This window comes from Mesorhizobium sp. L-8-10 (assembly GCF_016756635.1).
Taxonomy (GTDB): domain Bacteria; phylum Pseudomonadota; class Alphaproteobacteria; order Rhizobiales; family Rhizobiaceae.
In genome coordinates this window covers 815,028-840,789 of the sequence record NZ_AP023263.1, presented here as the reverse complement: position 1 = coordinate 840,789, position 25,762 = coordinate 815,028, and the positions used below count along the sequence as shown (strand labels likewise).

At 62.1% G+C, this 25,762-nt stretch carries 21 protein-coding genes and 2 pseudogenes; 11 read left to right on the top strand and 12 right to left on the bottom strand.

Annotated features, from left to right (window positions below):
- Positions 1 to 34: 34 nt before the first annotated feature.
- Entirely contained in the window at positions 35 to 1,501 is a 1,467-nt protein-coding gene (locus JN280_RS03770; RefSeq protein ID WP_202310174.1) for an amidase family protein, read from the bottom strand.
- A 564-nt stretch (positions 1,502 to 2,065) separates the two neighbouring features.
- Between JN280_RS03770 and JN280_RS40205 the strand changes: the two genes are divergently transcribed.
- On the top strand, positions 2,066 to 2,200 hold the full coding sequence (locus JN280_RS40205) for an NAD(P)H-dependent oxidoreductase (protein WP_446720834.1): 135 nt from the start codon (positions 2,066 to 2,068) through the stop codon (positions 2,198 to 2,200).
- Positions 2,201 to 2,207: 7 nt separating this feature from the next.
- Here the strand turns inward: JN280_RS40205 and JN280_RS40200 are convergent, their stop codons facing one another.
- A complete protein-coding gene (locus tag JN280_RS40200) occupies positions 2,208 to 2,423 on the bottom strand; it encodes a hypothetical protein (RefSeq protein ID WP_446720809.1) in 216 nt (71 codons plus the stop codon).
- Positions 2,424 to 2,802: 379 nt separating this feature from the next.
- On the opposite strand from JN280_RS40200, the gene JN280_RS03760 reads away from it, so the two are divergent.
- The 5 genes from JN280_RS03760 (at position 2,803) to JN280_RS03740 (ending at position 6,530) form a co-directional block, all read left to right on the top strand.
- Entirely contained in the window at positions 2,803 to 4,098 is a 1,296-nt protein-coding gene (locus tag JN280_RS03760; protein WP_202310173.1) for an epoxide hydrolase family protein, read from the top strand.
- Positions 4,099 to 4,130: 32 nt separating this feature from the next.
- Entirely contained in the window at positions 4,131 to 4,646 is a 516-nt protein-coding gene (locus JN280_RS03755) for a cupin domain-containing protein (RefSeq protein WP_244742918.1), read from the top strand.
- A gap of 28 nt (positions 4,647 to 4,674) precedes the next feature.
- Entirely contained in the window at positions 4,675 to 5,142 is a 468-nt protein-coding gene (locus JN280_RS03750) for a carboxymuconolactone decarboxylase family protein (RefSeq protein WP_202310172.1), read from the top strand.
- 164 nt (positions 5,143 to 5,306) lie between these two features.
- A complete protein-coding gene (locus tag JN280_RS03745) occupies positions 5,307 to 5,795 on the top strand; it encodes a DUF6130 family protein (protein WP_202310171.1) in 489 nt (162 codons plus the stop codon).
- A gap of 39 nt (positions 5,796 to 5,834) precedes the next feature.
- The gene (locus tag JN280_RS03740) at positions 5,835 to 6,530 is read left to right on the top strand and encodes a VOC family protein (protein ID WP_202310170.1); all 696 of its coding nucleotides are present in this window, start codon (positions 5,835 to 5,837) and stop codon (positions 6,528 to 6,530) included.
- Positions 6,531 to 6,754: 224 nt separating this feature from the next.
- Here JN280_RS03740 and JN280_RS03735 read toward each other — a convergent pair whose 3' ends face one another.
- Complete coding sequence (locus JN280_RS03735; protein WP_244742915.1) at positions 6,755 to 7,744, bottom strand: NADP-dependent oxidoreductase; 990 nt, start codon at positions 7,742 to 7,744, stop codon at positions 6,755 to 6,757.
- A gap of 406 nt (positions 7,745 to 8,150) precedes the next feature.
- On the opposite strand from JN280_RS03735, the gene JN280_RS03730 reads away from it, so the two are divergent.
- From JN280_RS03730 to JN280_RS03710, 5 genes are all read left to right on the top strand, one after another.
- Positions 8,151 to 8,603 carry a (2Fe-2S)-binding protein gene (locus JN280_RS03730; protein WP_202310169.1) on the top strand — a complete coding sequence of 151 codons (453 nt, stop codon included), beginning with the start codon at positions 8,151 to 8,153 and terminating at the stop codon, positions 8,601 to 8,603.
- Between the two features lie 14 nt (positions 8,604 to 8,617).
- On the top strand, positions 8,618 to 10,789 hold the full coding sequence (locus JN280_RS03725; RefSeq protein WP_202310168.1) for a xanthine dehydrogenase family protein molybdopterin-binding subunit: 2,172 nt from the start codon (positions 8,618 to 8,620) through the stop codon (positions 10,787 to 10,789).
- Between the two features lie 219 nt (positions 10,790 to 11,008).
- Complete coding sequence (locus JN280_RS03720; protein WP_202310167.1) at positions 11,009 to 11,614, top strand: sulfite oxidase-like oxidoreductase; 606 nt, start codon at positions 11,009 to 11,011, stop codon at positions 11,612 to 11,614.
- A gap of 7 nt (positions 11,615 to 11,621) precedes the next feature.
- Complete coding sequence (locus JN280_RS03715; protein WP_202310166.1) at positions 11,622 to 12,410, top strand: ferredoxin reductase; 789 nt, start codon at positions 11,622 to 11,624, stop codon at positions 12,408 to 12,410.
- A 112-nt stretch (positions 12,411 to 12,522) separates the two neighbouring features.
- Complete coding sequence (locus tag JN280_RS03710; protein WP_202310165.1) at positions 12,523 to 13,902, top strand: FAD-containing oxidoreductase; 1,380 nt, start codon at positions 12,523 to 12,525, stop codon at positions 13,900 to 13,902.
- Between the two features lie 220 nt (positions 13,903 to 14,122).
- On the opposite strand, the pseudogene JN280_RS03705 reads toward JN280_RS03710, so the two are convergent.
- From JN280_RS03705 to JN280_RS03665, 9 genes and pseudogenes are all read right to left on the bottom strand, one after another.
- A pseudogene (locus JN280_RS03705) lies at positions 14,123 to 14,926 on the bottom strand (NAD(P)/FAD-dependent oxidoreductase); the annotation flags it as partial.
- Between the two features lie 228 nt (positions 14,927 to 15,154).
- Positions 15,155 to 15,496 (bottom strand): annotated as a pseudogene (locus JN280_RS39265) (NAD(P)/FAD-dependent oxidoreductase); the annotation flags it as partial.
- A 37-nt stretch (positions 15,497 to 15,533) separates the two neighbouring features.
- Positions 15,534 to 16,736 (bottom strand): IS256 family transposase, encoded by a 1,203-nt coding sequence (locus JN280_RS03695; protein ID WP_202310163.1) that lies wholly within the window; start codon positions 16,734 to 16,736, stop codon positions 15,534 to 15,536.
- A gap of 337 nt (positions 16,737 to 17,073) precedes the next feature.
- On the bottom strand, positions 17,074 to 17,841 hold the full coding sequence (locus JN280_RS03690; protein ID WP_202310162.1) for an ATP-binding protein: 768 nt from the start codon (positions 17,839 to 17,841) through the stop codon (positions 17,074 to 17,076).
- A complete protein-coding gene (locus JN280_RS03685) occupies positions 17,838 to 18,491 on the bottom strand; it encodes a sensor histidine kinase (protein WP_244742912.1) in 654 nt (217 codons plus the stop codon). Before JN280_RS03685 ends, JN280_RS03690 begins: the two co-directional genes overlap by 4 nt.
- Complete coding sequence (locus tag JN280_RS40085; protein WP_202310160.1) at positions 18,445 to 18,891, bottom strand: hypothetical protein; 447 nt, start codon at positions 18,889 to 18,891, stop codon at positions 18,445 to 18,447. The genes JN280_RS03685 and JN280_RS40085 overlap by 47 nt, the downstream gene beginning before the upstream one ends.
- A gap of 580 nt (positions 18,892 to 19,471) precedes the next feature.
- The gene (locus JN280_RS03675; protein ID WP_202314514.1) at positions 19,472 to 20,089 is read right to left on the bottom strand and encodes a response regulator transcription factor; all 618 of its coding nucleotides are present in this window, start codon (positions 20,087 to 20,089) and stop codon (positions 19,472 to 19,474) included.
- A gap of 92 nt (positions 20,090 to 20,181) precedes the next feature.
- A complete protein-coding gene (locus tag JN280_RS03670; RefSeq protein WP_202310159.1) occupies positions 20,182 to 20,559 on the bottom strand; it encodes a response regulator in 378 nt (125 codons plus the stop codon).
- The gene (locus JN280_RS03665) at positions 20,556 to 24,905 is read right to left on the bottom strand and encodes a PAS domain-containing protein (protein ID WP_202310158.1); all 4,350 of its coding nucleotides are present in this window, start codon (positions 24,903 to 24,905) and stop codon (positions 20,556 to 20,558) included. Before JN280_RS03665 ends, JN280_RS03670 begins: the two co-directional genes overlap by 4 nt.
- Positions 24,906 to 25,762: the final 857 nt, after the last annotated feature.

Sequence of the window (25,762 nt, the reverse complement as noted above, 5' to 3'; positions counted from 1 at the left end):
GGTGGCCCCTTCGCCATGCGAAGGGCCCACGGCGTCAGATCGCGGTCGGCTTGGTGCCCAAGACGTCCTCAATCCGGCGGGCAAGGTCCAAAAGCGCCCGGTCGCTTCCTAAGGGGGCGTCCAGCTCAAGGCCGATCGGAAGGCCCGCGCGGGATAGGCCCACAGGAAGGCTGATACCCGGCAGCCCCACGTTGCTCGCCGACACGGTGTGGTTCGCCAAGCCGAGGTAGCTGACTTCCTGCCCCGCGATATGGACGGTCGCCTGCTCCTCAATCAAAGGCGCCGTGCAGGGCGTGGTCGGTTGCAGAATGACCTGCGCACCATGAGAGACGAAGGCCTTATTGAGACGGCGTTGGATTTCCGGCCGGCTCACGTTGAGCGCCGTCTGATAGGCCTCTGCCGAGGTAGCGCCTGCACCGCCCGGCAGTACGGTGTGCCCCCACGCCTGACGAAGTTGGGGCTTCAAGCCCTCGTAAATCGTCTCGAACGTGGTCGGAATGTCGTGGCGGCGAAGGAATTCCGAGATCGCACCCATCGTCTCATGAGCGAAGATGCCCCATGTCGCGGTTTGGATGAGACCATTGAAATCGTCGCCAAGGTCTACCTCAACGACCTCGGCGCCGGCGTCCTGCAGCCGCCGAACTACGTCGCGGAAGCGGGTCTCGACTTCCGAGTCCACCAGATCCAGAAACTGCCGAGGCGCAAAGGCCAGTCGGACTCCCTTCAGGTCGTAGCCGCCGTCGGAGATTTCCGCAGCCTGTTCACCAGTCACGACCTTATCCAGAAGAATGCAGTCCTCGACGCTTCGGGCGAACGCGCCCGTCGTGTCGAGCGTGTGGGAGATCGGCGCAACGCCGTCACGCGGCCACCGTCCGGTAGTTGGCTTGAATCCCACGACGCCACAGAACGATGCGGGCACCCGGATCGAGCCGACCGTATCCCCACCCAAGGAGGCGGGTACAATCCCGGCGGCCACGGATGCGGCAGAGCCGCTCGAAGAGCCGCCTGTTACGCGATCGCGGGCGTGCGGGTTCTTCACTTGCCCGTAACGCTCATTATGGCCGGTCAGCCCGTAGGACATCTCCACCAGATTGTTCTTGCCGAAGACGAGGGCACCCGCCTCTTTGATTGCGCGGACGGCGTCTGCATCTTCCTGCGGAATAAAGTGAGCCAGGTTATCGAGACCAAAGCTCGTGGGTAGCCCTTTCGTCAGATAGCTGTCCTTCACCCCGAGGGGCACGCCCAGAAGCGGCGCCTCTGCCCCGGCCGCGCGCGCTTTGTCCCTGTCTCTCGCGTCCGCAAGCACGGTGGCCTCGTCGATGGTGATAAAGGCATTCAGGTCGGCAAGCGCTCGGGCGCGCCGCAGGAGCGCCGTAACGTAGACCTCCGACGTGATGTCGCCGTTACGAACTGCGGTTGCAGCGGCTGCGAGCCCAAGCGAACTGGGGTCGGCGGTTTCTCGCAATACGGTGCGGTGTGAAGTGGTGGTCGTGTCGTGCATGAGATCCTCGCAAAAACATTTGGGAGCCGGCATCTCTGGAGAAAGCCCGTCGCATCGGCTTCTTCCCACGAAGGTTCGCAACGCTACCGCCGAGCCGAACGGAGTCTATTGTCTGAAGGTGTCGCCGATACTTTGGGATTGGATGGAACAGTTCGGCAATGCAGATCGCGCAGAGAGGCGCGCTCTCAGCTTAACCAGAAGCCAACGTAGCAGCCTTCGTTTTCTCGTTCGATGAACACGAGTGGCATCAGCTGCTCACGGACCAACCGATCCAAAGGTATCGCCGATACCATCGGGCTATAGATTTTGTCTTCGCTGCGAATGATTCCTTCCGCGGACGATTTGCTTTCAGCGGGAGATCAACCATGTCCCATAAGATCGCTGTTCTGGTGGGAAGCCTGGAAGCCTTCGCGCCGGCTCGCTCAATCGAAAGATAGCCGAGGTACTCGTCCGGACGGCACCCAATGACCTCAGCCTGGAGATTGTCGGGATCGGTGATCTGCCGCTCTACAATGAGATCTCGACGAGAATGCGCCACGGGCGTGTCAGGCGTTTCGCGAGCGGATCAAAGCGTCAGATGCTATCCTGTTCGTGACGCCCGAGTACAACCGGTCGATCCCGGGAGCGCTCAAGAACGCAATTACGTGGGCTCCCGCCCCGAAGGGGCCAGCGTTTGGGACGGAAAACCGGGAGCGGTGATCACGGCTCACCAGGCGCAATCGGCGGGTTTGGCGCCAATCATCACCTGCGCCAGACGTTCGTTTTCCTCAATGTCTTGATCATTCAACAGCCTGAAGCCTACTTGGGCCGCGCAGACGAGATTTTCGATGAGAATGGCGCCCTGACGAGTGAGAAAACTCGCAAATTTCTCGCAAATTTCATCGACGCCTATGCACAGTGGGTGGCGGCGTGTCTTAGCCATGCCGACCTCAGCCGGATACACCTTAATTCGCCGGCTGACCGATCCCTTGTCAGTGCTTGAGCGCTGGTAGGTGATGTCGGCGCGTGGTTCGCGCAGGGGTGCAGTTTCCGATCGGATCGATCGGCACGATGTGAACCAGACTGTCTCTCATGCAATGGCTGAAATCGTCAGGCGGCAATCCGCCGGATTCCGGGACGGACAAGTCCGTCGCGAAATCCGTCCAGCCGCCTGCTCAGCCTATTTGCTTTTCGAAGCGTGGCTTTACTTGTTCTTCCAATACAAAGGTATCGCCGATACCAACGTGCAATAGATTTGCTTCGCCTGACGTCGATCTAATACCCGCATCCCAGTGAGTTCCGGGAATGCTGAAGAGGACGTCATGTCAGCAATGTCGCTAACGCCTACTCGACGCGAACTGCTCGCCGCCGCAACGGCCGCCGGAGCGCTCGGGCTGCTCCCGCAGACGCTGCGTGCCGCAGCCGGGGGCGACGCGATCCGCCCCTTTACGCTCGCCATCCCCCAACAGGAGCTCGATGAGCTCCGCCGGCGCATTGGGGCGACACGCTGGCCCAGCAAAGAACTCGTCAACGATCGGTCGCAGGGCGTGCAGCTCGCGACGATCAAGGAACTCGCGCGCTACTGGGCGACCGAATACGACTGGCGCAGGTGCGAAGCACGACTGAACGCCCTGCCGCAGTTCACGACCGAGATTGACGGAGTGGATGTTCACTTCCTTCACGTCAGATCCGGGCATGAGAACGCGTTGCCGCTGATCATGACACACGGCTGGCCCGGCTCGGTGATCGAGCTCCTCGAGACTGTCGGTCTCCTGACCGACCCGACCTCGCACGGTGGCGTTCCCCAGGACGCGTTCCACCTGGTGCTACCTTCCTTGCCTGGCTATGGCTTCTCCGGCGAAGCGACCGACCTCGGCTGGGACTCCGATCGCATCGCACGCGCATGGGCAGTGCTGATGGAACGTCTCGGCTACCGGCGCTATGTGGCCCAAGGCGGCGATGTGGGTGCCAGTGTCACGGACGCCATGGGCCGCCAAGCACCCGAGGGGCTGCTCGGCATTCATCTCAACCTGCTCACCGGGGCGGTGGGGTTCAAGGACCAACTGCCGGCGGCGTCCCCGGAGGAACGCGCGGCACACGATGCGCTCAACGAATTCGCGATGGACGGCTTCGGTTATTTCCTGGAGCAATCCACCCGGCCGCAAACGATTGGTTACTCCCTGCTGGATTCACCCATCGGGTTAGCGGCCTGGTTGCTCGACCACGATACGGACAGCTACTACAAGATCTCCCGCGCTTTCCTCGACCATGAGCCGGTGGGCAATCTCACCCGAGACAACATCGTCGACAACATCACGCTGTACTGGCTGACGGGCACCGGCGCCTCGGCCGCCCGGTGGTACTGGGAACTCGGACGGTCTTTGACCGCAGCCCGTGCGGCCGGGCTGGCTCGCCCGCCGGTCTCCGTTCCCGTGGGTTTCACGACTTTTCCCGGCGAGATCTGGGCCGCCCCGCGAAGCTGGGTCGAGACGGTCTACCCCGGCCTCAAATACTTCAACGAGGTCGACAAAGGCGGCCACTTTGCGGCCTGGGAGGAACCGCAGCTCTTCTCGACCGAACTGCGCGCTGCCTTCAGGTCGGTCCGGCCGGCAGGCTGATCACCAACCCTCAAGGACGAAAGGATACCCGGATGAAGACGATTCGATCGATGGCCGTCGGCCTAGCGGCATTGTTCGCCGGAAGCGGTTTGGCGTTGGACATGGGGCAAGCGCACCAGACCGCAGTGAAGCGCACCGGTCTGCTGCCGCACGAGGCGAACGCCGCATCCATGCTGCGGATGGTCGGGGCCACTCAGGGTACGGTTCCCGGCGAAACCGTCACCGTCGCCGCGGATGAGCCAATTCCGCACCTGCCAGGAACGCGCCTGGTCACCCATATCGTCGACTACGCGCCTGGGGTGAGCTCGGCCGCGCACCATCACCCCCACTCGGCGTTCATCTACGCTTACGTCGTCTCGGGCGCGATCCGGAGCCAGGTCGGTGATGAGCCTGCCCGCGTCTACCGGGCGGGCGAGGCGTGGTTCGAGAAGCCCGGTTCCTATCATCGGGTGAGCGCCAACGCGAGCAACACTGAACCGGCGCGCCTGCTTGCCGTGCTCATCGTCGATGGACCCGACGAGCAGCTGGTGATCCCCGACGCTGACTGAAGAACCGGATGGAAGGACACGAAACGTCATGTCGCAGCGGATGAACTACTACGCGGCCTCACCCGCCGGGATGAAGGCGCTCGGCGCCGTCTACGCACATGTACGCCAGTCAGGGCTGCCCTCGCGGCTGGTCGATCTCGTATTTCTGCGCGTGTCGCAGATCAACGGATGCGCCTATTGCATCGACTCGCATTCGCGCGACCTTCTCAAGGCCGGATTGCCGTTCGAGCACCTCGTCCTTGTCGCCGTATGGCCAGAGGCCGGCGGCATATTCGACGAGCGGGAGAAGGCGGCGCTCGCGTGGGCGGAAGTCGTGACGCGCCTCGGCGACCGAGGTGTCCCGGATGATGCTTACGAAGCTGTAGCCGCGGCCTTTGGCGAGAAGCAGCTGGTCGACCTGACCATCGCGATCAGCCTGATGAACGCCTACAACCGAGTGGCGATCAGCTTCCGTGCGACACCCATGGCGCTCGCCTCGCTTGCACCCGCAGCATGACTGCCGAGAACCAAGTGAAACGAAGCGGATCATCGCGGTAGCGGCACTGATCGTCGCGGGCGCTTTGGCACGGCAGGCAGGGCAGGCGCAGTTCGCAGGATTTTGTGTGCGTTGGCACTGACGGTCGTCGGCGAATCCCAACTTTGCTCAAAGGAGAGAATGCAATGACTATGCTCCTCAAGACGTTTGGCGGCATCGCAGCAGGCGCCGCGCTCGCAACCGGCGCCCTCGCGCAAGACGTTACCCCTACGGCGAAAGAGATCCGTGGCCCGTCACCGTACGTCGCCGTCGAGAACGAGCCCGCACCCAAGCTGATCGTTGACCCTCCGCTTCCCGAAGGGCTCGCGCAAGGCGTCTTCTGGGCCCAGTACCGTGTGGAGAACCTTCGCATCGTGCCGGTGTTCGGTCCGGGCGCCCTCTCGGTATCACCGCGCGTCGGACACCTGCACGTCATTGTTGATGACCTGCCCTGGTGGTGGGCGGACGCAAGTGACAACAACACGATCGACATCGCAGGGCTGCCGCCCGGCGAGCACAAGGTAACCATCGCTTTAGTAGACCCCAACCACAACGTCATTCCCGGACAGGTGGTGATTTTGCCCTTCACCGTGCCTGCTTCCGCGCCAACGCGACATGTTCACGTTGCGAAATAACCCCACTCTGAAACCATTCAACATCAAAGGAGATCGAAAATGAGCGGTACAACTGAGTTGGCACGCAGCGAGGCTGCGAGCGACCCAAAGACCAGGGCGGTGGATATGAAGTTCGAGTTCGTCGTCATCCCTGTCTCGGACGTCGATCGTGCCAAGCGTTTTTACGGCGGCTTGGGATGGAGGCTTGACGCCGACTTCGCCTCCGGTGACGACTGGCGCGTTATCCAGTTCACGCCGCCCGGCTCCGGCAGCTCGGTGCTTTTTGGCAAGAACGTCACCGCCGCGGCGCCCGGCTCCGCCCAGGGACTATACCTCGTTGTCTCTGATATCGAAGCCGCCCGCAACGATCTGCTTGGTCGCGGCGTTGAGGTCAGCCAGGTGTTTCACAATGCCGGAGACGTGTTTGTGGGCACCGACGAGCCCTACCTGTTGGGGCAGCGCCGGCTTAGAGGTCTCGAACCCGATCGTCTCAGCTACCGCTCGTTCATCTCGTTCAGCGATCCAGACGGCAACGGCTGGCTAGTGCAAGAGGTCACAGTGCGGCTGCCCGGACGTATTGACATGGATGTGACGACTTTCACCTCGCCGTCGGAGCTCGCAAGCGCGATGCGACGCGCGTCAGAGGCTCACGGCGAGCACGAGAAGCGGAACGGCGGCCAGCGGGACGAGAACTGGCCGGATTGGTACGCCAAGTACATGGTGGCGGAGCAGGCCGGCAAGGAGCTGCCGTTGTGAGCAGCGGCCAAGGCGTGATCACCACTCTGTGGTGGTGGTCGCGTCTCCTTGAACCTGGTCCGAACCGGATATCGAACGAGCGGCCGGAGTGCGTAGCGCTCCGACCGCTTCTGTGACTCCGGGCATGTCGATTATCCCGTCGCCGACAAAAGGCCGGCGCTGCGCTCCACCGACCCGTTCACGTGCGGAGCGGGAACCGCCTTGGGATTCCCAGATTTGATCGCTTAGTTTGCCCCGACGGCAAGCACGATTTTTCCCTTCTGCCGAGGCCGTACGCCTTCGAGCACTAAATGGGCATCGCGTGCATCCGCGAGGGGTAGGACTGCACCCACACGAGTTTTCAGCTTTCCATCGTCGACCAGGCCTGCGATCTCCGCGAGATGTTGGCTTGTGACGTTGACCAGAAAGAAGGCTGCTTCGACGCCATGGTACTGCGCAAGGCGCTGATCAGGACGGGACACCGCCGAAATCAGCTTGCCGCCTCGCCGGAGGACCTGAAACGAACGCTCTTGTGTCCCGCCACCGACCAGATCGATGACCGCGTCTGCGTCGCGGACCATCTCCTCGAAGCGCTGGGTCCGGAAGTCGATCACTGTGCTCGCGCCGAGCCCCTGCACGTAGGCGATATCCTCCGTTGCCGCGGTCGCGAAGGTTCTCAGACCTGCGCGACGGGCCAGCTGAACAGCATAAGCTCCAACGTTTCCCGCCGCCCCGTGAATGAGCACTGTTTGGCCAGCTTCCAGTTGGGCTTGATCAAACAACCCCTGCCAGGCCGTCACGGCAATGACAGGAACAGAGGCGGCTTCAATGTGGGTCAGCGAGCTTGGCTTCTTAGAGACCATCGCTGCGGAAGCTACAGCATACTCGGCATAGGCTCCGATAAACCGGGGATTCGTAACACCATAAACCTGATCCCCTGGGCGCAGGTCAGAAACCCCAGGCCCCACGGCGATAACTTCACCTGACAGATCAGACCCCAAAGTAAGGGGGAGCGGTTGCGGCAAGACACTCTTTCCGGCTCTGATCCAGCCGTCCCATGGACCGACGCCAGCGGCTTCGACTTTGACAAGAACCTCGCCGGGACCAGGGTTGGGTCGAGGGACCTGCTCGAACCTCATAACGTCTGGGGGTCCAAACTCATGCACGCGCCAAGCCATCATCGACGGATGCGCCCGGTCCTCATTGGCTTCATGAACGCTGCTGCTAGGGGTCATCTTTTGCTCCTTGGGCCAACGAAAGGGTATTCGTAGAGGTCCTCGCCGGCGCGCCCGCCTTGGCAGACTCGTCGCCTCAATTCTCTGAACCGAACTGCGTCGAGCCCATCTGGGCACAAGAGAATGCAGCAGATGTCGTGTTCGCGCGATGGTACGATAGTGTCGTCGATACTTTAGTATCGGTAAGAAACATCCGGTAGGTTCTCGCCGATCGAACAATACAAAAGTATCGCCAACACCATCGTGCAATAGATTTGGTTCCGCAGCCGGTCGATCGTGTGTGCCTGACGGGCGAGATGCCAACGTGCGGGCCGCAGCCGGCCCGGCCTCACCTCGCCAATTTTTGCAGATGCGCAGCACCCGTGGATGACAGGGTCAACAAGCCACGAGGCAAGGAGCGGACGCCATGACCTTCGCCATCAAAATCAACGGTCAAATGCATCGCGTTGATGTCGACGACGACACTCCGCTGTTGTGGGTGCTGCGCGACGTGCTTGGCATGACAGGTACGAAATTCGGTTGCGGCGCGGCGCTCTGCGGTGCCTGCACAGTTCATGTCGACGGCGTCGCCACCCGTTCCTGCGTCACGCCGATCGATAGCGTCGGAACCTCAGAGATCACGACCATCGAGGCGATCAGCGAAACAGCGGAGGGGAAAGCCCTGCAGCAGGCTTGGCTCGACCTCGAAGTAGTGCAGTGCGGCTATTGCCAGTCCGGCCAGATCATGTCGGCGACGGCGCTGCTCCAGGAAACACCGAAGCCGACCGACGCCGAGATCGGCAGCGCTATGTCCGGCAATGTCTGCCGATGCGGCACGTATCAGCGCATCCGCGCCGCGATCCATCGCGCTGCAGCCTGACGGAGGACACGCAAATGCCACACGATCTGCCCGTGGTCCTCGACCGGCGCAGTTTCCTCAAGGTCGGAGCGGCAGTCGGCGGTGGGCTTGCTCTTTTCGTTGCCCTGCCGCCGGCGCTGCGCACCGCTCGGGCGGCCGAAGCCTCGACACCCGCGTTCGCGCCTAATGCCTTCATCCACATCGACCGCCAGGGCGTCGTCACCTTCGTGATGCCCATGGTCGAGATGGGTCAGGGAACCTACACGTCGCTGCCCATGTTGCTTGCGGAGGAGTTGGAGGTCGGCCTCGACCAAGTCCGACTGGAGCATGCACCCGCCGACGATGCGCTCTATTTTAACAACCTGCTCGTCGTCCAGCGGACGGGGCTCTCTTCATCGATCCGTTCCGCGTGGACGCAGCTGCGCCAAGCCGGCGCGGTTGGCCGCACTCTGCTGATCACGGCTGCTGCCAAGCGCTGGGACGTCGATCCTGCGACCTGTCGTGCCAGGCTGGGCGTCGTTTCCGACGCCAGCGCCACGCGCAGCCTGGCCTACGGCGAGCTCGTCGATGACGCCTCCGCCCTGCCGGTGCCGGCACCCGACGGCGTGCAACTCAAAGACCCCAAGGACTTCGTTCTCATCGGGACTCCCGCGAAGCGGCTGGACACGCCGGACAAGGTGAGAGGCAAGGCCAACTACGGCATCGATGTCAGGCTGCCGGGCATGGGAATCGCGGCAATCGCCATCTCGCCCGTCTTCGGCGGCAAGCCGAAAGCCGTCGATGAGGCAGCGGCGCGCGCGATCAAGGGTGTGCGCCAGGTGGTACGCATCGAGAATGCCGTCGCCGTCGTCGCCGATCATCTCGGCGCCGCCAAAAAGGGGCTGGAAGCGGCGGCGATCGAGTGGGACGACGGCCCGAACGCGGCGGTCAGCAGCGCCGACATCGTCCGCCAGCTCGAAGAGGCGTCGCAGCGGCCGGGTGCGGTCGCCCGCCATGAGGGCGACGTCGACAAAGGGTTTGCCGCAGCGGCGCAGCGGATCGATGCCACCTATCAGATGCCCTTCCTTGCACACGCGACCATGGAGCCGATGAATTGCACCGCTCATGTCACAAAGGATGGCTGCGACGTCTGGGTGGGCACGCAAGCAATGCACGAGATGCATGCCGCCGCAGCCGAGCTGACCGGCCTGCCGAAGGAAGCGGTCACGATCCACAATCATCTGCTCGGCGGCGGTTTCGGCCGTCGGCTCGAGGTCGACGGCCCGGTGCTCGCGATCAAGGTCGCGCAGCAGGTGGAGGGGCCGGTGAAGGTCGTGTGGAGCCGCGAGGAGGACATCCAGCACGACATGTACCGGCCCTATTATTACGACCGACTCTCGGCGGGACTGGACTCGAGTGGCAGGCCCGTCGCCTGGACGCATCGCGTCTGCGGCTCGTCTGTCTCAGCGCGTTACGTGCCGGCATTCTTCCAGAACGGCGTCGACGTCGATGCAGTGGAGGGATCGGCGGAGCCGCCCTATGCCTTGCCCAACATCCATGTCGACTATGTTCGAGTCGAGCCGCCTGGTGTCCCGACTGCGTTCTGGCGCGGCGTCGGAGTGACCCACAGCATCTTTGTCGTCGAGAGCTTCATCGACGAATTGGCCGCGGCGGCGAAGCAGGACCCTGTCGCCTATCGCAAAGCGTTGCTCGGCCACAATCCGCGTGCCCTCGGCGTTTTGACGCTCGCGGCGGAGAAGGCCGGCTGGGGCAAGCCCTTACCGGCCGGTCGCGGGCGCGGCGTCTCGCTCTTGGTCGGCTTCGGCAGCTATCTCGCCCAGGTGGCGGAGGTCGAGGTCAGCGACGGGTCGGTGCGCGTCCACCGCATCGTCTGCGCCGTCGATTGCGGCATGGTCGTCAACCCGGACACGGTCGCGCAGCAGATCGAGGGCGGCACGATCTTCGGCCTGACCGCCGCGCTGCACGGCGCCATCACGATCAAGGACGGCCGGGTCGAACAGAGCAACTTCGATAGCTACCCGCCGATGCGCATCGACGAGGTTCCTGTGGTCGAGACTCACCTGGTGAAGAGCACTGAGGCCCCGGGCGGCATCGGTGAGCCACCGACAGCGGTCGTAGCGCCTGCGGTAACGAATGCGATCTTCGCCGCGACCGGCAAGCGCATCCGCACTTTGCCGATCGACACGAACCTGACGAGGTCCGGATGATTGAGTCGCAGCCCGTGCGAGGTTCGCGATCGAATAGGCGCCGCACGCCTAAGCGATCGCGCGGGCTCAGGCGGCTGCGGACGAGGCAGCCGGTTTCCCGACCGACAAGGTCGTCGTCCACAATCACCTGGCCGGGTGCCTTCGACAGGTGGCTGGAGACGGACGGCGCCTTGAAGCAGGCCGAATGAACGAGGATGCGAGAGCAAAGGGAGTATCGTGATGGTCACACGCGGCTTTGTACGCAGGCTGGTCAATCCTGAACAGTCGACCCGTCTTCCACCGGGTCAACATGTCGTCTCGGACTTCCCGGTCTTGTCAGCAGGACCAACGCCCCGGATCAGCACCGAAGATTGGACATTCACCCTGAAAGTCGGGCCACGCACGGTGGCGAAGTGGAACTGGGCGGAGTTCAACGCTCTGCCGCAGACCAAAATGACCCGAGATATCCATTGCGTGACGACCTGGTCGAAGTTCAACACATTCTGGGAAGGCGTGCTGATCGACGATCTTCTTGCAGCGGCCAATCTGGAGGCGCCGACCGCCTACACGCTTGCGCATTCGTACGATGGCTACTCCACGAACGTGCCATCGGCCGATCTCCTCGCGGGCAAGGCGATGGTGGCAACCAGGTACGCCGGCCAGCCGATCACGGCTGAACATGGTGGACCGGCGCGGCTGCTGGTGCCGCATCTCTATTTCTGGAAATCCGCAAAATGGGTGAATGCGCTCCAGTTCGCCGAGCGCGATCAGCTCGGTTTCTGGGAGTTGCGCGGCTATCACCACTACGGCGACCCTTGGCGCGAACAGCGCTACACGAACGATTGACCCACCTATGACCTGGCAGAACGCAATCATCACGCGTATCGAGAGGCTGTCGCCGCGCGTGAAAAGCTTCCTCTTCCGCCTTCCGGAACCCATGTCGTTCCGGCCTGGTCAACACGTTTTGCTGCGGCTGACGGCGCCGGACGGCTATCGCGCCCAACGCAGCTACTCGATCGCTTCTGCGCCCGGGACTGGTAGAGCAGGAGAGCTCGAACTCGCGATCGAAAGGTTCGATGACGGCGAGGTCTCACCCTTCATGCATGATGCTGCGCAGGTGGGCGATGAAATCGAGATAGGCGGCCCGATCGGTGGACACTTTGTCTGGACCCCCGAGGACGGCGGCCCGGTGCTTTTCCTTGGCGGCGGCTCGGGTGTGGCACCCTTCATGTCGATGCTGCGCCACCGGGCAGCGATCGGGTCACGGGATCCGGTAGCACTGGTGTTCTCAGCGCGATCGCGCGAAGAGCTCCTGTTCTTCGACGAACTGTCGGAGTTGGCGGTCTCCGGCAATAGCTTCTGCCTGATGGTGACGCTGACGCGGGAGGCCGGCGCGCACTCATTCCGGGCCGGACGCATTGATGCCGAATTCATTGCCGGCATCGTGACGGCCATGAAGATGCCGGTTCGCCAAGTGCTGATCTGCGGTTCGAACCCGTTCGTGGAGACGGCGGCCGAGGGAACAATCGCGGCCGGAATAGACCCGGCCATCATCAAGACCGAACGCTACGGCGCGGCCGACGTGCAAGCGGAGGGGCACCGCTTGCCGGCCGTAAAGTGCCAACCACGGAGACCGCTATGACCGGATCATCCAATTTCGATTTGATGCCGACCCGCTACGTCGCGGTACTGAGCCCGGTTGGCGCCCTCATCGGTACGCTGGACGGCGCGGCGCAGATCCTCGGAGGCGTGTCATGAACAATAGCTTCGACGCCATCATCATCGGCGCCGGGCAAGCCGGACCTTCCCTCGCCGGGCGCCTGACAGCGGCCGGCATGAAGGTCGCGCTGATCGAACGGAAGTTCTTCGGTGGGACCTGCGTCAACACCGGCTGCATGCCCACGAAGGCCATGGTCGCGAGCGCGTATGCGGCCCATCTCGCGCGGCGCGCCGGCGACTACGGCGTCGCGGTTGGAGGCGAGATCGCAATTGATATGAAGAAGGTCCACGCGCGCGCAGCCAAAGTAACGCTCGATGCCCGTTCGGGTCTCGAGAGCTGGCTGACCGGCATGGAGAACTGCACCGTCATCCGCGGCCACGCCCGGTTTATCGACGGGCACACGGTTGAGGTCGGAGGCGACGTGCTCTCTGCGCCGAGGATCTTCATCAATGTCGGCGGCCGGGCGGCAAGACCGAACATGCCCGGCATCGAACAAGTTAATGTCCTCGACAATGCCGACATGGTCGCACTCGACCAGGTGCCGAGCCACCTTGTCGTGATCGGCGGCAGCTATGTTGGGCTCGAGTTCGCACAGATGTTCCGCCGTTTTGGCGCCGAAGTAACCGTCGTGGAAAAAGGGCCCCGCCTGGTCTCGCGCGAGGACGACGATGTCTCCGCCTCGATCAAGGACATTCTCGAGCGCGAAGGTATTGCGATCAGGCTCGACGCCGAATGCATAAGCTTCGCGCCCGAAGGCGAGTACATCCGCGTCGGCCTTCACTGCGCGCGCGAGCCCCGCGACGTGGTCGGCAGCCACGTGCTCCTCGCGGTTGGGCGCCGCCCCAACACCGATGACCTAGGTCTCGATGAAGCAGGAATCGCGTGGGACGCCCGCGGCTTCATCACGGTCGACGACCATCTCACAACCAATGTCGAAGGTGTCTTCGCGCTAGGCGAATGCAACGGCCGCGGTGCCTTCACCCACACGGCCTACAACGATTTCGAGATCGTTGCCGCAAATCTGCTCGACGGGGGGCGCCGTAAGGTCAGCGACCGCGTACCAGGCTACGCGCTCTACATCGACCCGCCGCTGGGACGCACCGGTATGAGCGAAGCGGAAGCGCGGAGTGCCGGCCTGCCAGTCCTCGTCGGCACGCGGCCGATGACGCGTGTCGGGCGCGCTGTCGAAAAAGGCGAAACGCTTGGATTCATGAAGGTGGTCGCTAATGCCGAAACGGGCAATATCCTCGGCGCCGCGATCCTCGGGCCGGGTGGCGACGAGGCCATTCACGGCATACTCGACGCCATCAACGCCAGCACGCCATATCGCGACCTGCAGTGGGCGGTGCCGATCCACCCGACGGTCTCTGAGCTCATTCCAACCGTGATCGGTTCGATGCGGCAGAGTGGTTAGGCGAACACAACGCCGAGATGCAACCGCGTCACGACCCGAACGAGCGAAGCTCCATGCTCTCCGAGATGTTTGCGCCGCGCCGGGGCGGCGTCCGATGCGGCGTGCATCCTTCGATAATCCTCAAATCCGCTCGCAGAAGGATACCCGAAGCCGGCTGTGAATGGGACGATCAGCACCAGCTCCGTCATGGCGCGAGTCGGCCCGATGCGGCAGCCGGCTCTCAGGTGCTGCGTCGTTCGGTTATGAGGCGCGCGCCGCGATCGAATGTGACATAGGCCCAGGCCCAATCGAGGAAGACGACGATGCGGTTGCGGAAGCCGACCAGGAACCACAAGTGGGCAAACGTCCACAGCAGCCAGGCGATGAACCCGCTCAGCCTGATCCAGCCGAAGTCTGCAACGGCCGCCTAGCGGCCGATGGTGGCAAGATTGCCGTAGTCGACGTAGCGGAACGGTTTTGTCGGCTAGCCGCGCCTTGATGAGCCGGGCGACGTACTTGCCCATCTGTTTGGTCGCGGCCGCTACGCCCGGCACCGGCTTGCCGCCATCGCCCTTCACCAGCGCCGTGTCGCCGATGACAAAAATCTCGGGATCGCCGGACAGGCTGAGATCGTCACCCACGATGACGCGGCCCGCCCGGTGGGCTTCTGCGTTGAGCCACTTCGCTCCACGCGAGGCCTGCACGCCCGCAGCCCACAGGATGCAGGCCGAGGCGATGGTGTGCCCGTCGGCGAGCACGACGCCATTCTCGTTGCATTGCGTGACCGCATGGCCAAGCCGCACTTCGACGCCGAGTTTTTCCAGCTGTCTCTTTGCAGAGGCGGACAGGTCTTCTGGAAAGGCCGCAAGCAAACGCGGCCCAGCTTCGACCAGGATGATACGGGCGGTGGACGAATCGATATGGCGAAAGTCCCCAACTATTGCCTTGCGCGCCAGTTCGACGATGGCTCCGGCGAGTTCGACACCGGTCGGCCCGCCACCGACGATTACGAAGGTGAGCAGCTTCTTGCGTAGGGCCTGTGATCAGTTGAGGAGAATGACGGCTGCGGCGAGGTGTATGGCGCCGAGGAAGTTGGTTGCGCGCTTGTCGTAGCGGGTTGCGATGGCACGGTACTGTTTGAGCTTTGCGAAGAAGTTCTCGGTGAGATGCCTGGCCTTGTAGAGCTCTGTGTCGTAGCGGCGTGGTTGTTTTCGGTTTGATCGCGGCGGAATGACGATCTCGACACCGGCGCTTTGAAGCAGATCGAGCACACGGTGGCGTCGCCGATCGTCTTCAGGCCGGGCGCCACCTGCTCCCATTCGTCATGGCCGAAATAGGCGTGGCGGGCGCCGGTCGCGATGACGAGGTAGTCGTACGGAATCCGGCGGTTGACGATGATCACCAGGCGCGACGCGGTGTCGATGTCCTCGACTTTGTCCATCAGCACTGTCGCGTTGCTCTGTCGCTTGAGGATGTGACGGATCGGCATGGCGATCTGCGCCGGCGACAGCCCGGCCGCCGCCACCTGGTAGAGCAGAGGCTGGAACAGGTAGTAGTTGCGGCGGTCGATCACTGTCACGTCGACGTCGGCTTTTCTGAGGCCGATCGCAGCGTGGGACTGTAAGGAATTCTGTGCGCGAGGCCCGTTTTCGTCACCGACCGACGAACCGTTCGCCGAAGACAATGGCGAATTGGGTCTTGGCCTCGAACCACTCGCGCGGCGGTCGTTTCCATTCCTCGGCCGCGTGGTTCAGAACCAGATATAGCAGCTTCATGGCGGCGTCGTCATTGGGGAAATGGCCCCGGGTTCGGACGGCGCGCCGCAGCTTGGAGTTGAGCGCCTCGATGGCGTTTGTGGTGTAGATGATGCGGCGCACGCCCTCAGGGAAAGCAAAGAACGGAATGACCTGTTGCCAATTGCGCCGCCAGCTCTGGGCGATCGCCGGGTAGCGCTGGCCCCAGTGACCGGCCTCGAACGCCTCCAGGGCCTGCAGGCCGGCCTCGGCGTCCATGGCCCGGTAGATCGCCCTGAGCGCCGGCACGACCGCCTTGCGGTCCTTCCACGACACGAACTCCAGGGAATGGCGGATCAGGTGCACAATGCAGGTCTGCACCACGGTCTGGGGAAAGACGGCGTTGATCGCCTCGGGAAAGCCCTTCAGCCCGTCGACGACGGCGATCAGGACGTCGCCGACGCCGCGGTTCTTCAACTCGTTCATGACGCGCAGCCAGAACTTGGCGCCCTCGGTCTGTTCGATCCAGATGCCCATGACCTCCTTGGTGCCGTCGGGCAGGATGCCGAGCGCGATGTAGACCGCCTTGTTGCGCACGAAGCCCTCGTCGCGGATCTTGACCCGAATGGCATCGAAGAAGACGACGGGATAGACCGCGTCCAGCGGCCGGTTCTGCCATTCGGCGACCTCCTCCAGCACCGCGTCGGTGACCGCCGAGATCAGGTCCGGCGAGACCTCGATGCCGTAGAGCTCCTCCAGATGGCCGCGGATCTCGCGCACCGTCATGCCGCGCGCATACATCGAGATGATCTTGTCGTCGAAGTCGGGAAACCGCCGCTGGTACTTGGCGACCAGCTTCGGATCAAAGGTGCCGGCCCGGTCGCGCGGGATCGCCAGCGTCATCTGTGACGTCCCCGTCAGCACCGTCTTCTTCGAATGCCCGTTGCGGCGATTGGCGTTGCCGTCGGCACCTTCGTCCGCCAGGTGCTCGTCGAGCTCGGCGTTCAGAATGCGCTCCGAAAGCGCCTTCTTCAGGTCGTCGAGCAGACCATCCTTGGCAAACAAATCCCTCGGATCACGACCGGCAAGCAGCTGATCCAGCAGTTCTTTCTCGATAGCCATGTGATGATTCTCTCCTTTCCATCATCATGGCCTCACGCACAAAATTTTCGACACTCCCTCGCAGCGTTGGTGTCGCCGAAGCCGGCGCCGATGATGACGACACGCGGCCTGCGCGCCGGAGCGACTTGCCCAGCACTCATGGCTTGCCCGACCACTGTCGCTCCCACTTCATCGATTGCCGCAACATCGCTCAACCCCGACGGAACGAGCGTCCGGCCAGATAGTCGAACAAAATGAGATTACGCCAGCGCCGCGCGCCGGCACGGAAACGCAAAACGCTGTTGCCAGCCGTGAGGTGAGGACCCGGAGTTTCATGGCACGACCTTCTGATCGATCGTCAACGTGAGCCGACAACGGAAGATGGCATCACGGGCAGCCATAAGTCGATCGCAGTGCCGTGATATGGGGTGCTGGTGATCGACAGCCCACCGCCTTGACTTTCCATAAGTTGGCACACCATCGCCAGGCCGAGCCCTGTTCCGTGACTTTTGGTCGAGAAGTAGGGCGCCCCCGCACTTCGCAGCGTCGCGGGGCTCATGCCGATACCCGTATCGGCAACCGACAAGCGGATCATCGGTTCGCGCGACTGGGAACTGCTACCGGACCGTCGACCAATGGCGGCGGCGATGACAACCTCCCCGCCGTCCGGCATCGCATCGCGGGCGTTGAGCACCAGATTGAGCAATGCCCGCTCCATAAGCTGGCGGTCGATAAAGGCAGGTGGAAGACCGTCGGCAACATCGAGCCGAATGATGATAGGCGCAGGCAACACGCTTGCCAGGACCGGCTCCAGGGACTCGAGGAGCTGGCTGATATCCACCATTGCTGGCTCGATTTTCTGGGGAGTAGCAAAATCGAGCAGCTGCCGTGCCAGTGTTTTGGCGCGGAACGCGCAGAATATCGCGCCGTCGATGCGTTTGAGCTGCGTTGGCGAGCCGACCTTCTGACTTTGCAGCTCCTCCATGATCGTGACGATCGGGGTCAGAAAATTGTTGAAATCGTGGACGATCGAGGCGAGCAGCACTCTCGGATCGGTGCCCGGCAGCGCTTTAGCGTTCTCGTCCATGCCGCGATACCGGGACGTCAGGGGCCGTTGTTCGATCATGTCCTCTCTCCATCGGAGGTGGCCGGACGAACGGGCAAGCGCAAGGTCACGATTGTGCCGATGCCTGGCTCACTTTCGATGTAAAGGCGTCCTCCTGCCTCCTCCGCGAAATGCGTGACCATCGGCAAGCCAAGGCCGCCCAGCCCGGTCGTCTTTGTAGTGAAGAAGGGATCGATGGCCCGCAGCAGTGTATCGGTCGCCATGCCGAACCCGCTGTCGGTTACAAGCACCTCAATCTCCGTCGCGATGTGGCCCTCATAGATGGCGGCAGCGACGAGCGAGATCACGCCGCCCCCCGGCATTGCGTCGCGTGCATTGAACAGCAGGTTCATGATAGCGCTTTGCAGGCCTGCACGACTGCATATCAAGAGCGGCAGGTCCGGGCTGGCCCGCAGATCGAAACGGATCTTGGGCTCCCAGGTGCCTTTGACGAGAACCTCGATCTCGGTCAGGCAGGCCGGGACGCTGAATGCCTCGACCGTGTCGCCATCGAGAGCCAGGGGCATGGTCTGCTTGGCGAGAATCGAGCTGGCTTGTGCAGGTTTCATCATGGACGCGATCCGAGAGGTAGCAACACGGCTCGGGATCGAGCCGTTGCGAGAATCAGAACCCACGCGGCGGTACAAACAGGCAGACGGTGTGCCCGTCATCTGCCCCGGCCACCGAACACCAATGAAACACGCCATCGGGACTGCTTTTGATGCGGCTGTCCGAATAGGTAATCACCTCCCCCGTACCCTTGATTACGTAGCCTTGCGGCCGCTCACCGATGGCATTGTCCGCGACTTCACGGCAATCGTAGCCCGAGCAACAGGAGAAGGGATAAGACCATCCCTGCGGCTGCACAGCGGTTGGCAAGGCATCATGCGCACTCGCATACGGTGCCATGAGGAGCACGCGTGCGCCGACCACAAAGGCGATGCCCAGGACCAGCAGTATGCCTAGGAAGCCCTTGCTGCGCGCGGGTTTGCGACCGTTCTCGACGACGCATCTGGCATGGCAGCGGCAGAACGGATGAAGGCTACAGTCAACTGCTTGCTTCGGTTTCATATCAGAGCTCCTGGACTGGCAGGATTTCGCTCCCGCGATCGCCAAACGCCGCCTGCGAGCTGTGGAAATTCAGCTTATGCAGACACCAAAACGGTACGCTGCCCGCTGCCCTTACCTCGCTGAGGCACCGTCTTGTCATCGACGGTCGGCGCGCGATGTCGGCAATGCGCGTCTCGCATCGACCATGACCATCCGGCGCGCGTAGGCGGGTCCGGGTCCGCGCATGTAGTGGAGCTCCGGCCGGTAGTGGGGCGCGACGAATTCACGAAACGCTGATAGAAGCTGTGCAACGAGAAACAAGTGCTTCATGACGCGATTCCTTTCCATTAAGCCACGCGTGCGTGACGGGATGTCATGGACAGGTTCGATCAAGTGCGGTGGCAAATCTATTGTACGATGGTGTCGTCAATACTTTTGGATCGGATTGCGCAGATAACGCTGCGCAAGCTGATGGCATCGTCGATACTTTTGTATTGGTTAGCCTGAGATAGTGCTTCGTTCGCCGAAGCGCGTAAGCGCCAGAACTGCCGTTCGCTGGAGACCGACCATGGGGATGAGTTGGACGCGGCGCATCCCCGAGCTAGTGAGCGATGCTGAGCTTTGCCGCCATGTTCACTAAGTCGGGGAGAGAGCGAGCCTTCATCTTACGCATCACCTGGCCTCGGTGTGCCTTCACGGTGATCTCGCTGATACCGAGCTCGAAGCCGACCTGCTTGTTCAGCAGACCGGAGACCACCAGCGTCATCACTTCGTGCTCCCGACGGCTGAGTGATGCGTAGCGATCCCGCAGCGCGTGGATTTCAGAGTCTTGGGCAAGCAAATTCCTGCTGCGATCCAGCGCCTGCCCGATGGCGGTCAGCAGCACCTCGTCGCTGAAGGGCTTCATCAGGAACTCGACAGCGCCAGCCTTCATCGCCTTCACCGTCATCGGTACATCGCCGTAGCCTGTGACGAAGATGATCGGCATATCAGTCCGCTCGACGGAGACGAACCGCTGCAAATCGAGCCCGCTCAGATCCGGAAGATTGACGTCGAGGACCAGACAGTTCGGAACCAGCGCTCGCGGACACGAGAGGAATTCCTGGGCCGACTCGAACGTATTCGGTTGCCAGCCGGCGGACCGGATCAGCAATTCGAGAGACTCGCGCACGGAAACATCGTCGTCGACGACGAAGACGACAGGTGTTTCGTCCGACATGAATGCCAACCTCGCTTTATCGCCAGGTGCAGTCGCCAGATCTGTATTCATCGCTCCTACCTCCACGGGATGGCCACAAAGTGGCGTGACGCCTAAGGCGGCCCACTGAGCGCTGAGCTGAGGGCCTCCTGAAGGTCCGCATCGCTGAACGGCTTGAAGAGGCATTCCACCGCGCCCTGCTCGAGCAAACGCGGCCGCACATTGTCGTCCCGGTGCGCAGTGATGAAGATGATCGGTATTGGAAGACCCCGACGCTCGAGTTCCTGCTGCAGGTCGGGGCCTGACATCCCTGGCATGGAGACGTCGAGGATCAGGCATCTGGTCCTGCCGACAATATCGGACCCCAAAAACTCTTCTGCCGACGCGAAAGCCTCGGCGTGGAATCCGAATGCCTTGAGCAGGTCGGGCAGCGACTCGCGCACGGACTCGTCGTCATCGACAACCGACACGAGTGGAAGTGTAATATTCATGAAATCCCCGCTGAACTCTGGGCATTGCTGGCGACCGGCGCGTGCTGGGTGCTCGCGCCGTGGAGAGCCTTCTCATCCCCGGAATAGGCAGGAATGGAAAACGAGAACGTCACACCTGGGCCATCATTTGTTTGCCCCCATAGGCGCCCGCGATGGCTCTCGATGATGGAGCGGCTGATGGACAGCCCTATCCCCATCCCATCGCTTTTGGTCGTGTAGAACGCCTCAAAGAGTCGCTCTGTGCCGTCGGGTCCGAAACCGAGACCGGTGTCCTGCACGCTCAGGCGCACATGATCATCTTTGTCCTGTTCGGTCCTGATCAACAGCCGCCTCGGTCGGTCACCGACGCCGCTCATCGCATCCACGCCATTGCGCAGAAGGTTCATGAAGACCTGCTGGAGCTGAATGCGGTCGCCGCCGACAAGTGGAAGCCCGTCTGCCAGTTCGGTGCGCACAATCACGCCGCTTCGCTGAAGGTCACCCCAGGACAGGGCTATTACCTCTCGGGCTGCCTCGTTCAAATCGATCGGCTCAATGCTTGCGGTCCTCTTGCTGAAAAGCGTACGCAGACGCGCAATCACGTCGGCCGCACGGTTGCCGTCGCGGATCGTGCGCCGCGCGGTCTCCCTGGCTACGTCAATGTTCGGCGGATCCGCGGCCAGCATGCGCAGGCATGTGCTGGCATTGGTGATGATGCCTGACAGTGGTTGGTTGACTTCGTGCGCGATCGACGCCGTCAACGCGCCGAGGCTAGTGACCCTGGTGACGTGGGCGAGGTCGGAACGGGCCTTGCTGAGTGCCTCTTCGGCGAGCCGGCGTTGTGAGATGTCGAGAACGGCACCGATATACTCCATTTGGCCCGGATCGCCTCTAGCCCGATGCGCGATCAGGTGCAGGTGCTTGATTGAGTTGTCGGGCAGGACGATCCGATGCTGGTATTCGAAATCACTTTCCCCACGCGTCGCCCGTTCGATCATATCTGCCATCAAAGGCATGTCTTCAGGATGAACCCGGCTGGCGATCAGTTCGAGCGTCACGAGGACGCCCGGATCAAACTGGAAGATGCGATAGAGTTGCTCGGACCACGTGATCTCGCCCGTCGCGACATGCCAGGAAAAATTGCCCATCCGCGCGAGATGCTGGCCTTCGGCAAGAAATGCCTCACTGCGCCTGAGCGCTGCCTCAGTTCGCGAACGTTCGATGGCGATGCTAGCGAGGTGCGTCGCATGGGCAATGAGACTTTGATGCAGCGGCGACGGGCTTGCGGGCTGGCGCTGATAGAGGCAAAGGGTGGCAAGGACGCGTCCATCCTTTGCATAAATCGGCGTGCTCCAGACCGATCTCAGCCCGTGCTCCAGAACATGGGTTCGGACAGAGGAGTCCCGCCAGCGTAGGTCCGTATCAATATCTTCCGCAACCACCTGTACCTTCTGACGGACCGCTAACGCGCAGGGCAATGCGTCGCCGCTAAGGGAGAGCCCCGCAATCGGGTCGGTGTAACTGGCAGGAAGCGAAGGCGCCACGCTGTATTCGATGGTCGGGCCGCTCCAATCGATCGGGTGGACATCACAATAGCAGCCGGGGCCAGCCTCTTCGACCATCTTGCACAGGGCGCTGAGAACATCACGAAGCGGGCTGCCGGACGCTATCATCTCCAGCAGTTGCTTCTCGCGAGCGAGATTTGTCTCGGCGCGCTTGCGGTCGTCGATATCGGTATTGACCCCATACCATTTGACGATGTTCCCTGATGCATCTCGCAATGGACTAGCGCGGAACAGAAGCCACCGATACTCGCCGTCGAACCGGCGAAGCCGCGCTTCTGCCTCTCCCGGCTTTTCCGAGGCCATGATGGCCTGCCACGTGGCTGTCAGCTCACTCAGGTCTTCCGGATAAACGGTCCCCGCCCAGCCCCAACCCTGCGCCTGCTCGGCGCTGAGACCGACATACTCGAGGTAGTGCTGACTGAGAAATTCGGCTGAGCCGTCAGGATGAGCCGTCCACGCCAGCGCAGGAATCGTGTCGATGGTCAGCTTGAAATTGCGCTCGCTCTCGCGGAGCGCTTGCTCGGCGCGCTTTCGGTCGTCTATGTCGATACTGACTCCGTACCATTTCACGATGTTCGCGGCTTCGTCGCACAGCGGATTGGCACGAATTAGAAACCATCGGTAAATGCCGTCGAAACGGCGAAGGCGGGCCTCCGCTTCCCCCGATTTTCCGGATGCTAGAATGGTCTCCCACTTAGCAGTAAGTCCGTCCACGTCATCTGGGTGGACTGCTGCGGTCAGGTCCCAGTACTCGGACAGCGCAGTTGTCGGTACCCAATCCTTTTCTTGGCCGATAGAGAGACCCACATAGTGAAGATAGTGCTGGTTGAAGAATTCGGCGGAGCCATCTGGGCACGCAGACCATGCCAGCACGGGAATCGTGTTGATGATCTCGTTGAGGTTACGTTCGCGTGCCGTGAGAGCCTCTTCGGCGCGCTTGCGCTCGTCGATATCGGACATCAGACAATACCAGCGAACGATGTTCGCCGCGGCGTCCCGCACCGCATCGCCTCGAACCTGGAACCAGCGATAGACCCCGTCGAAGCGCCGAAGCCGCGTTTCGCAGTCGATCGGAAGGCCAGTGTCGAGGGAACGCTTCAAGGTATCACTGTAACGAACAAGATCGTCGGGATGGACCGTGCCGTTGCTGGCCCAGTTTGCGAACTCCTCCTGGGTTTGGCCCAGATACGCGAGGAACTGCTTGTTTAGGGCTTCGACTTCTCCCCGGGCTCCAAACACAGCGATCTGGCCCGGAATGGTGTCGACGATCAGGCGCAACTGGCGCTCGCTCTCATGCAGCGCCCGCTCCGCGCGTTTGCGGTCGTCGACGTCAATGAAGAGACCGTACCAGCGCACGATACGTCCGTTCGCATCCTTGAGCGGACGTACCCGAGACTCAAACCAGCGGTAGACACCATCGGAGCGTCGATTGCGGGTTTCGTTCTTGACGGGCTGCCCTGACGCCATCGCTTGCGCAAAGATCTCGACCGCGCGCGGAAGATCGTCGGGATGGATCGAATCCCCCGACGCCCAGTTTTGCAACTCCTCAAGCGTTGCACCGTAATACTCGCGGAGCCGATGGTTCACGAATTCCACCTCACCGTTGGGCGAAAAGATCGCGACCTGGCCGGGAATGCTGTCGACAATCAGCCGCGCCTCGCGCTCACTCGCAAGCAGCGCTTCTTCGGCGCGCTTTCTCTCGTCGATGTCGATGAGCAGATTGTACCAGCGAACAATGCGGCCGTCGGTGTCCCTTAGAGGAAATCCACGAGACTGAAACCACCGGTAGACGCCATCGAATCGTCGAGCGCGGACTTCGTCCTCGAAGGGTTCACCCGACGCGATCGATCGCGTGAAGGACTCGACGGCACGCGATAGATCCTCCGGGTGAGTCATGTCGCTGGTCGCCCAGCGCCTCAACTCCTCAAGCGGCTTGCCGAAGAATTCGACGATCTGACGGTTGACGAATTCGAGTTCGCCATCAGGCGTAAATGCAGCGACCATGCCGGGGATGCTGTCCACGATCGAGCGAGCGTAACGCTCGCTCGCGCTGAGCGCCTCCTCAGCCCGCTTGCGATCATCGATGTCGACAAGCAAGTGAAGCCAGCGGAGGATGTCGCCTTGCGAATCCCGCAGAGGCATGCCGAGAACATTGTACCAGCGATAAACGCCATCGGCGCGGCGATGGCGGCTCTCGACGTTGTACGTACTGCCCTTCTGGTGCGCCTCGAGTTGTGCGGCGATCGTTTGCTCCAGGTCATCCGGATGGACGACGTCTGAGGCCTTCCAGCCTTTCAGTTCCTCGAGAGACTTGCCGAAGTAGTCGAGTGTCAGTTGATTGAGGCCCTCGACCTCGCCTGACGGTGTCGTCACGGCGACCGGAATCGGAATGCTGTCGACGATCAGCTGAAAGTCGAGCTCGCGTTGACGCAGGGTCTCCTGAGTTCGGCGAAGATCGTCGACGTCCATGCCGACCCCGCACCATTTGACGATCTGTCCGATGTCGTCGCGCATCGGACTGAAGTGGACGCGAAACCAACGATACTCTCCGTCGAAGCGTCGTACGCGTGCATCCATCTCGCCGGGCTCGCCTGACGCCAAGATCGACCGCCACAGTTCGAGCAACTTGGGCAAATCGTCCGCGCTGACGACGGCCTGCCACTCCCAGCCATGGGCTTCGTCGACGCTGAGACCGGTGTAGTCGGACCAGCGTCGGTTGACGAAATCGATGCGCCCGTCGGGCGCTGCGGTCCACATCATGGCCGGCAGCGCATCGAAGGCGCGGCCGAAATAGCTTTCCATGGCCATACTTTCGCGTGGGCGTGCGCGCGAGCATGCGCTGGGTCGATGCAGAGGTCTATTATGCCTTGGTGTCGGTTTCACCCGACCCAACCGGGCCGCTCACTGCCTAATGAAATCGACAGCACCCTGGACCCGGTCCTATCAGCCAAGCGCCCAATCCGCTCCATCGGCACCGCATTGTTATCGCCGCAGCCACGCTCAAAGGCGCGAAAACGACTTCGTCACCTTTGCACATCGGAGGACTCTGTATAGACCGTCCTTAGTCGGAACGCGCGTCGACACGGCTGCTTCGCCGGATTTGCAAGACCGATAATCACGCGCGTATATATCGTAGAGCATCAGTTTATCTACACGTGCCGAGTGGTGGCGAAGAATGGATCGACGCTCCGATTGAAGGACTCTACCAACCGCCTCACCCGACATTTGCGACACGTTGTGCCGCTCGAGTGCTGCCGCATCACCGGCGAGAATACCCGTTGCAACAAGTACAGCTATCCGGCTCATTGATGCCTTTCCTTCCTGATGCGCTTCGCCGCCGCAGGGGGCATATACAAGCGCCCTGCTCGCCACCGGTGGGGGTCACTTGCTCGTAAACATCTTTGGCACGGGTAAATTCCACTCGTTCCGCCAGCGTGCCGACCAAAGACATGCGTAGAACGCTATGCTGAGAGCGCGCGTGCCGTCGACTGCATGAAGGCCGTGAAGGACCGATACCTCGGCATAGGATTCCCCACACGCGGGTGGACCGCCGACGGTCAAGAGGCATGCCGATGTTCGCCGCGCGAGGCAGCGCCTTCGACGCTCGCGCCAGATCACCCCCTGCGCGCAGCGGGTCTGCCATAGACCTTCGTATTGCC

Excerpts from the sequence above, each read along its gene's own strand:
- JN280_RS03695 (WP_202310163.1), bottom strand. The coding sequence starts at position 16,736 with ATGGCTATCGAGAAAGAACTGCTGGATCAGCTGCTTGCCGGTCGTGAT.
- JN280_RS03685 (WP_244742912.1), bottom strand. The coding sequence starts at position 18,491 with ATGACGGGCACACCGTCTGCCTGTTTGTACCGCCGCGTGGGTTCTGAT.
- JN280_RS03725 (WP_202310168.1), top strand. The coding sequence starts at position 8,618 with ATGCCACACGATCTGCCCGTGGTCCTCGACCGGCGCAGTTTCCTCAAG.
- JN280_RS40085 (WP_202310160.1), bottom strand. The coding sequence starts at position 18,891 with ATGAAACCGAAGCAAGCAGTTGACTGTAGCCTTCATCCGTTCTGCCGC.
- JN280_RS03690 (WP_202310162.1), bottom strand. The coding sequence starts at position 17,841 with ATGATCGAACAACGGCCCCTGACGTCCCGGTATCGCGGCATGGACGAG.
- JN280_RS03675 (WP_202314514.1), bottom strand. The coding sequence starts at position 20,089 with ATGTCGGACGAAACACCTGTCGTCTTCGTCGTCGACGACGATGTTTCC.
- JN280_RS03760 (WP_202310173.1), top strand. The coding sequence starts at position 2,803 with ATGTCAGCAATGTCGCTAACGCCTACTCGACGCGAACTGCTCGCCGCC.
- JN280_RS03730 (WP_202310169.1), top strand. The coding sequence starts at position 8,151 with ATGACCTTCGCCATCAAAATCAACGGTCAAATGCATCGCGTTGATGTC.
- JN280_RS03720 (WP_202310167.1), top strand. The coding sequence starts at position 11,009 with ATGGTCACACGCGGCTTTGTACGCAGGCTGGTCAATCCTGAACAGTCG.
- JN280_RS03740 (WP_202310170.1), top strand. The coding sequence starts at position 5,835 with ATGAGCGGTACAACTGAGTTGGCACGCAGCGAGGCTGCGAGCGACCCA.
- JN280_RS03745 (WP_202310171.1), top strand. The coding sequence starts at position 5,307 with ATGACTATGCTCCTCAAGACGTTTGGCGGCATCGCAGCAGGCGCCGCG.
- JN280_RS03770 (WP_202310174.1), bottom strand. The coding sequence starts at position 1,501 with ATGCACGACACGACCACCACTTCACACCGCACCGTATTGCGAGAAACC.
- JN280_RS03710 (WP_202310165.1), top strand. The coding sequence starts at position 12,523 with ATGAACAATAGCTTCGACGCCATCATCATCGGCGCCGGGCAAGCCGGA.
- JN280_RS03750 (WP_202310172.1), top strand. The coding sequence starts at position 4,675 with ATGTCGCAGCGGATGAACTACTACGCGGCCTCACCCGCCGGGATGAAG.
- JN280_RS03715 (WP_202310166.1), top strand. The coding sequence starts at position 11,622 with ATGACCTGGCAGAACGCAATCATCACGCGTATCGAGAGGCTGTCGCCG.
- JN280_RS40200 (WP_446720809.1), bottom strand. The coding sequence starts at position 2,423 with ATGGCTAAGACACGCCGCCACCCACTGTGCATAGGCGTCGATGAAATT.
- JN280_RS03665 (WP_202310158.1), bottom strand. The coding sequence starts at position 24,905 with ATGGAAAGCTATTTCGGCCGCGCCTTCGATGCGCTGCCGGCCATGATG.
- JN280_RS03735 (WP_244742915.1), bottom strand. The coding sequence starts at position 7,744 with ATGACCCCTAGCAGCAGCGTTCATGAAGCCAATGAGGACCGGGCGCAT.
- JN280_RS03670 (WP_202310159.1), bottom strand. The coding sequence starts at position 20,559 with ATGAATATTACACTTCCACTCGTGTCGGTTGTCGATGACGACGAGTCC.
- JN280_RS03755 (WP_244742918.1), top strand. The coding sequence starts at position 4,131 with ATGAAGACGATTCGATCGATGGCCGTCGGCCTAGCGGCATTGTTCGCC.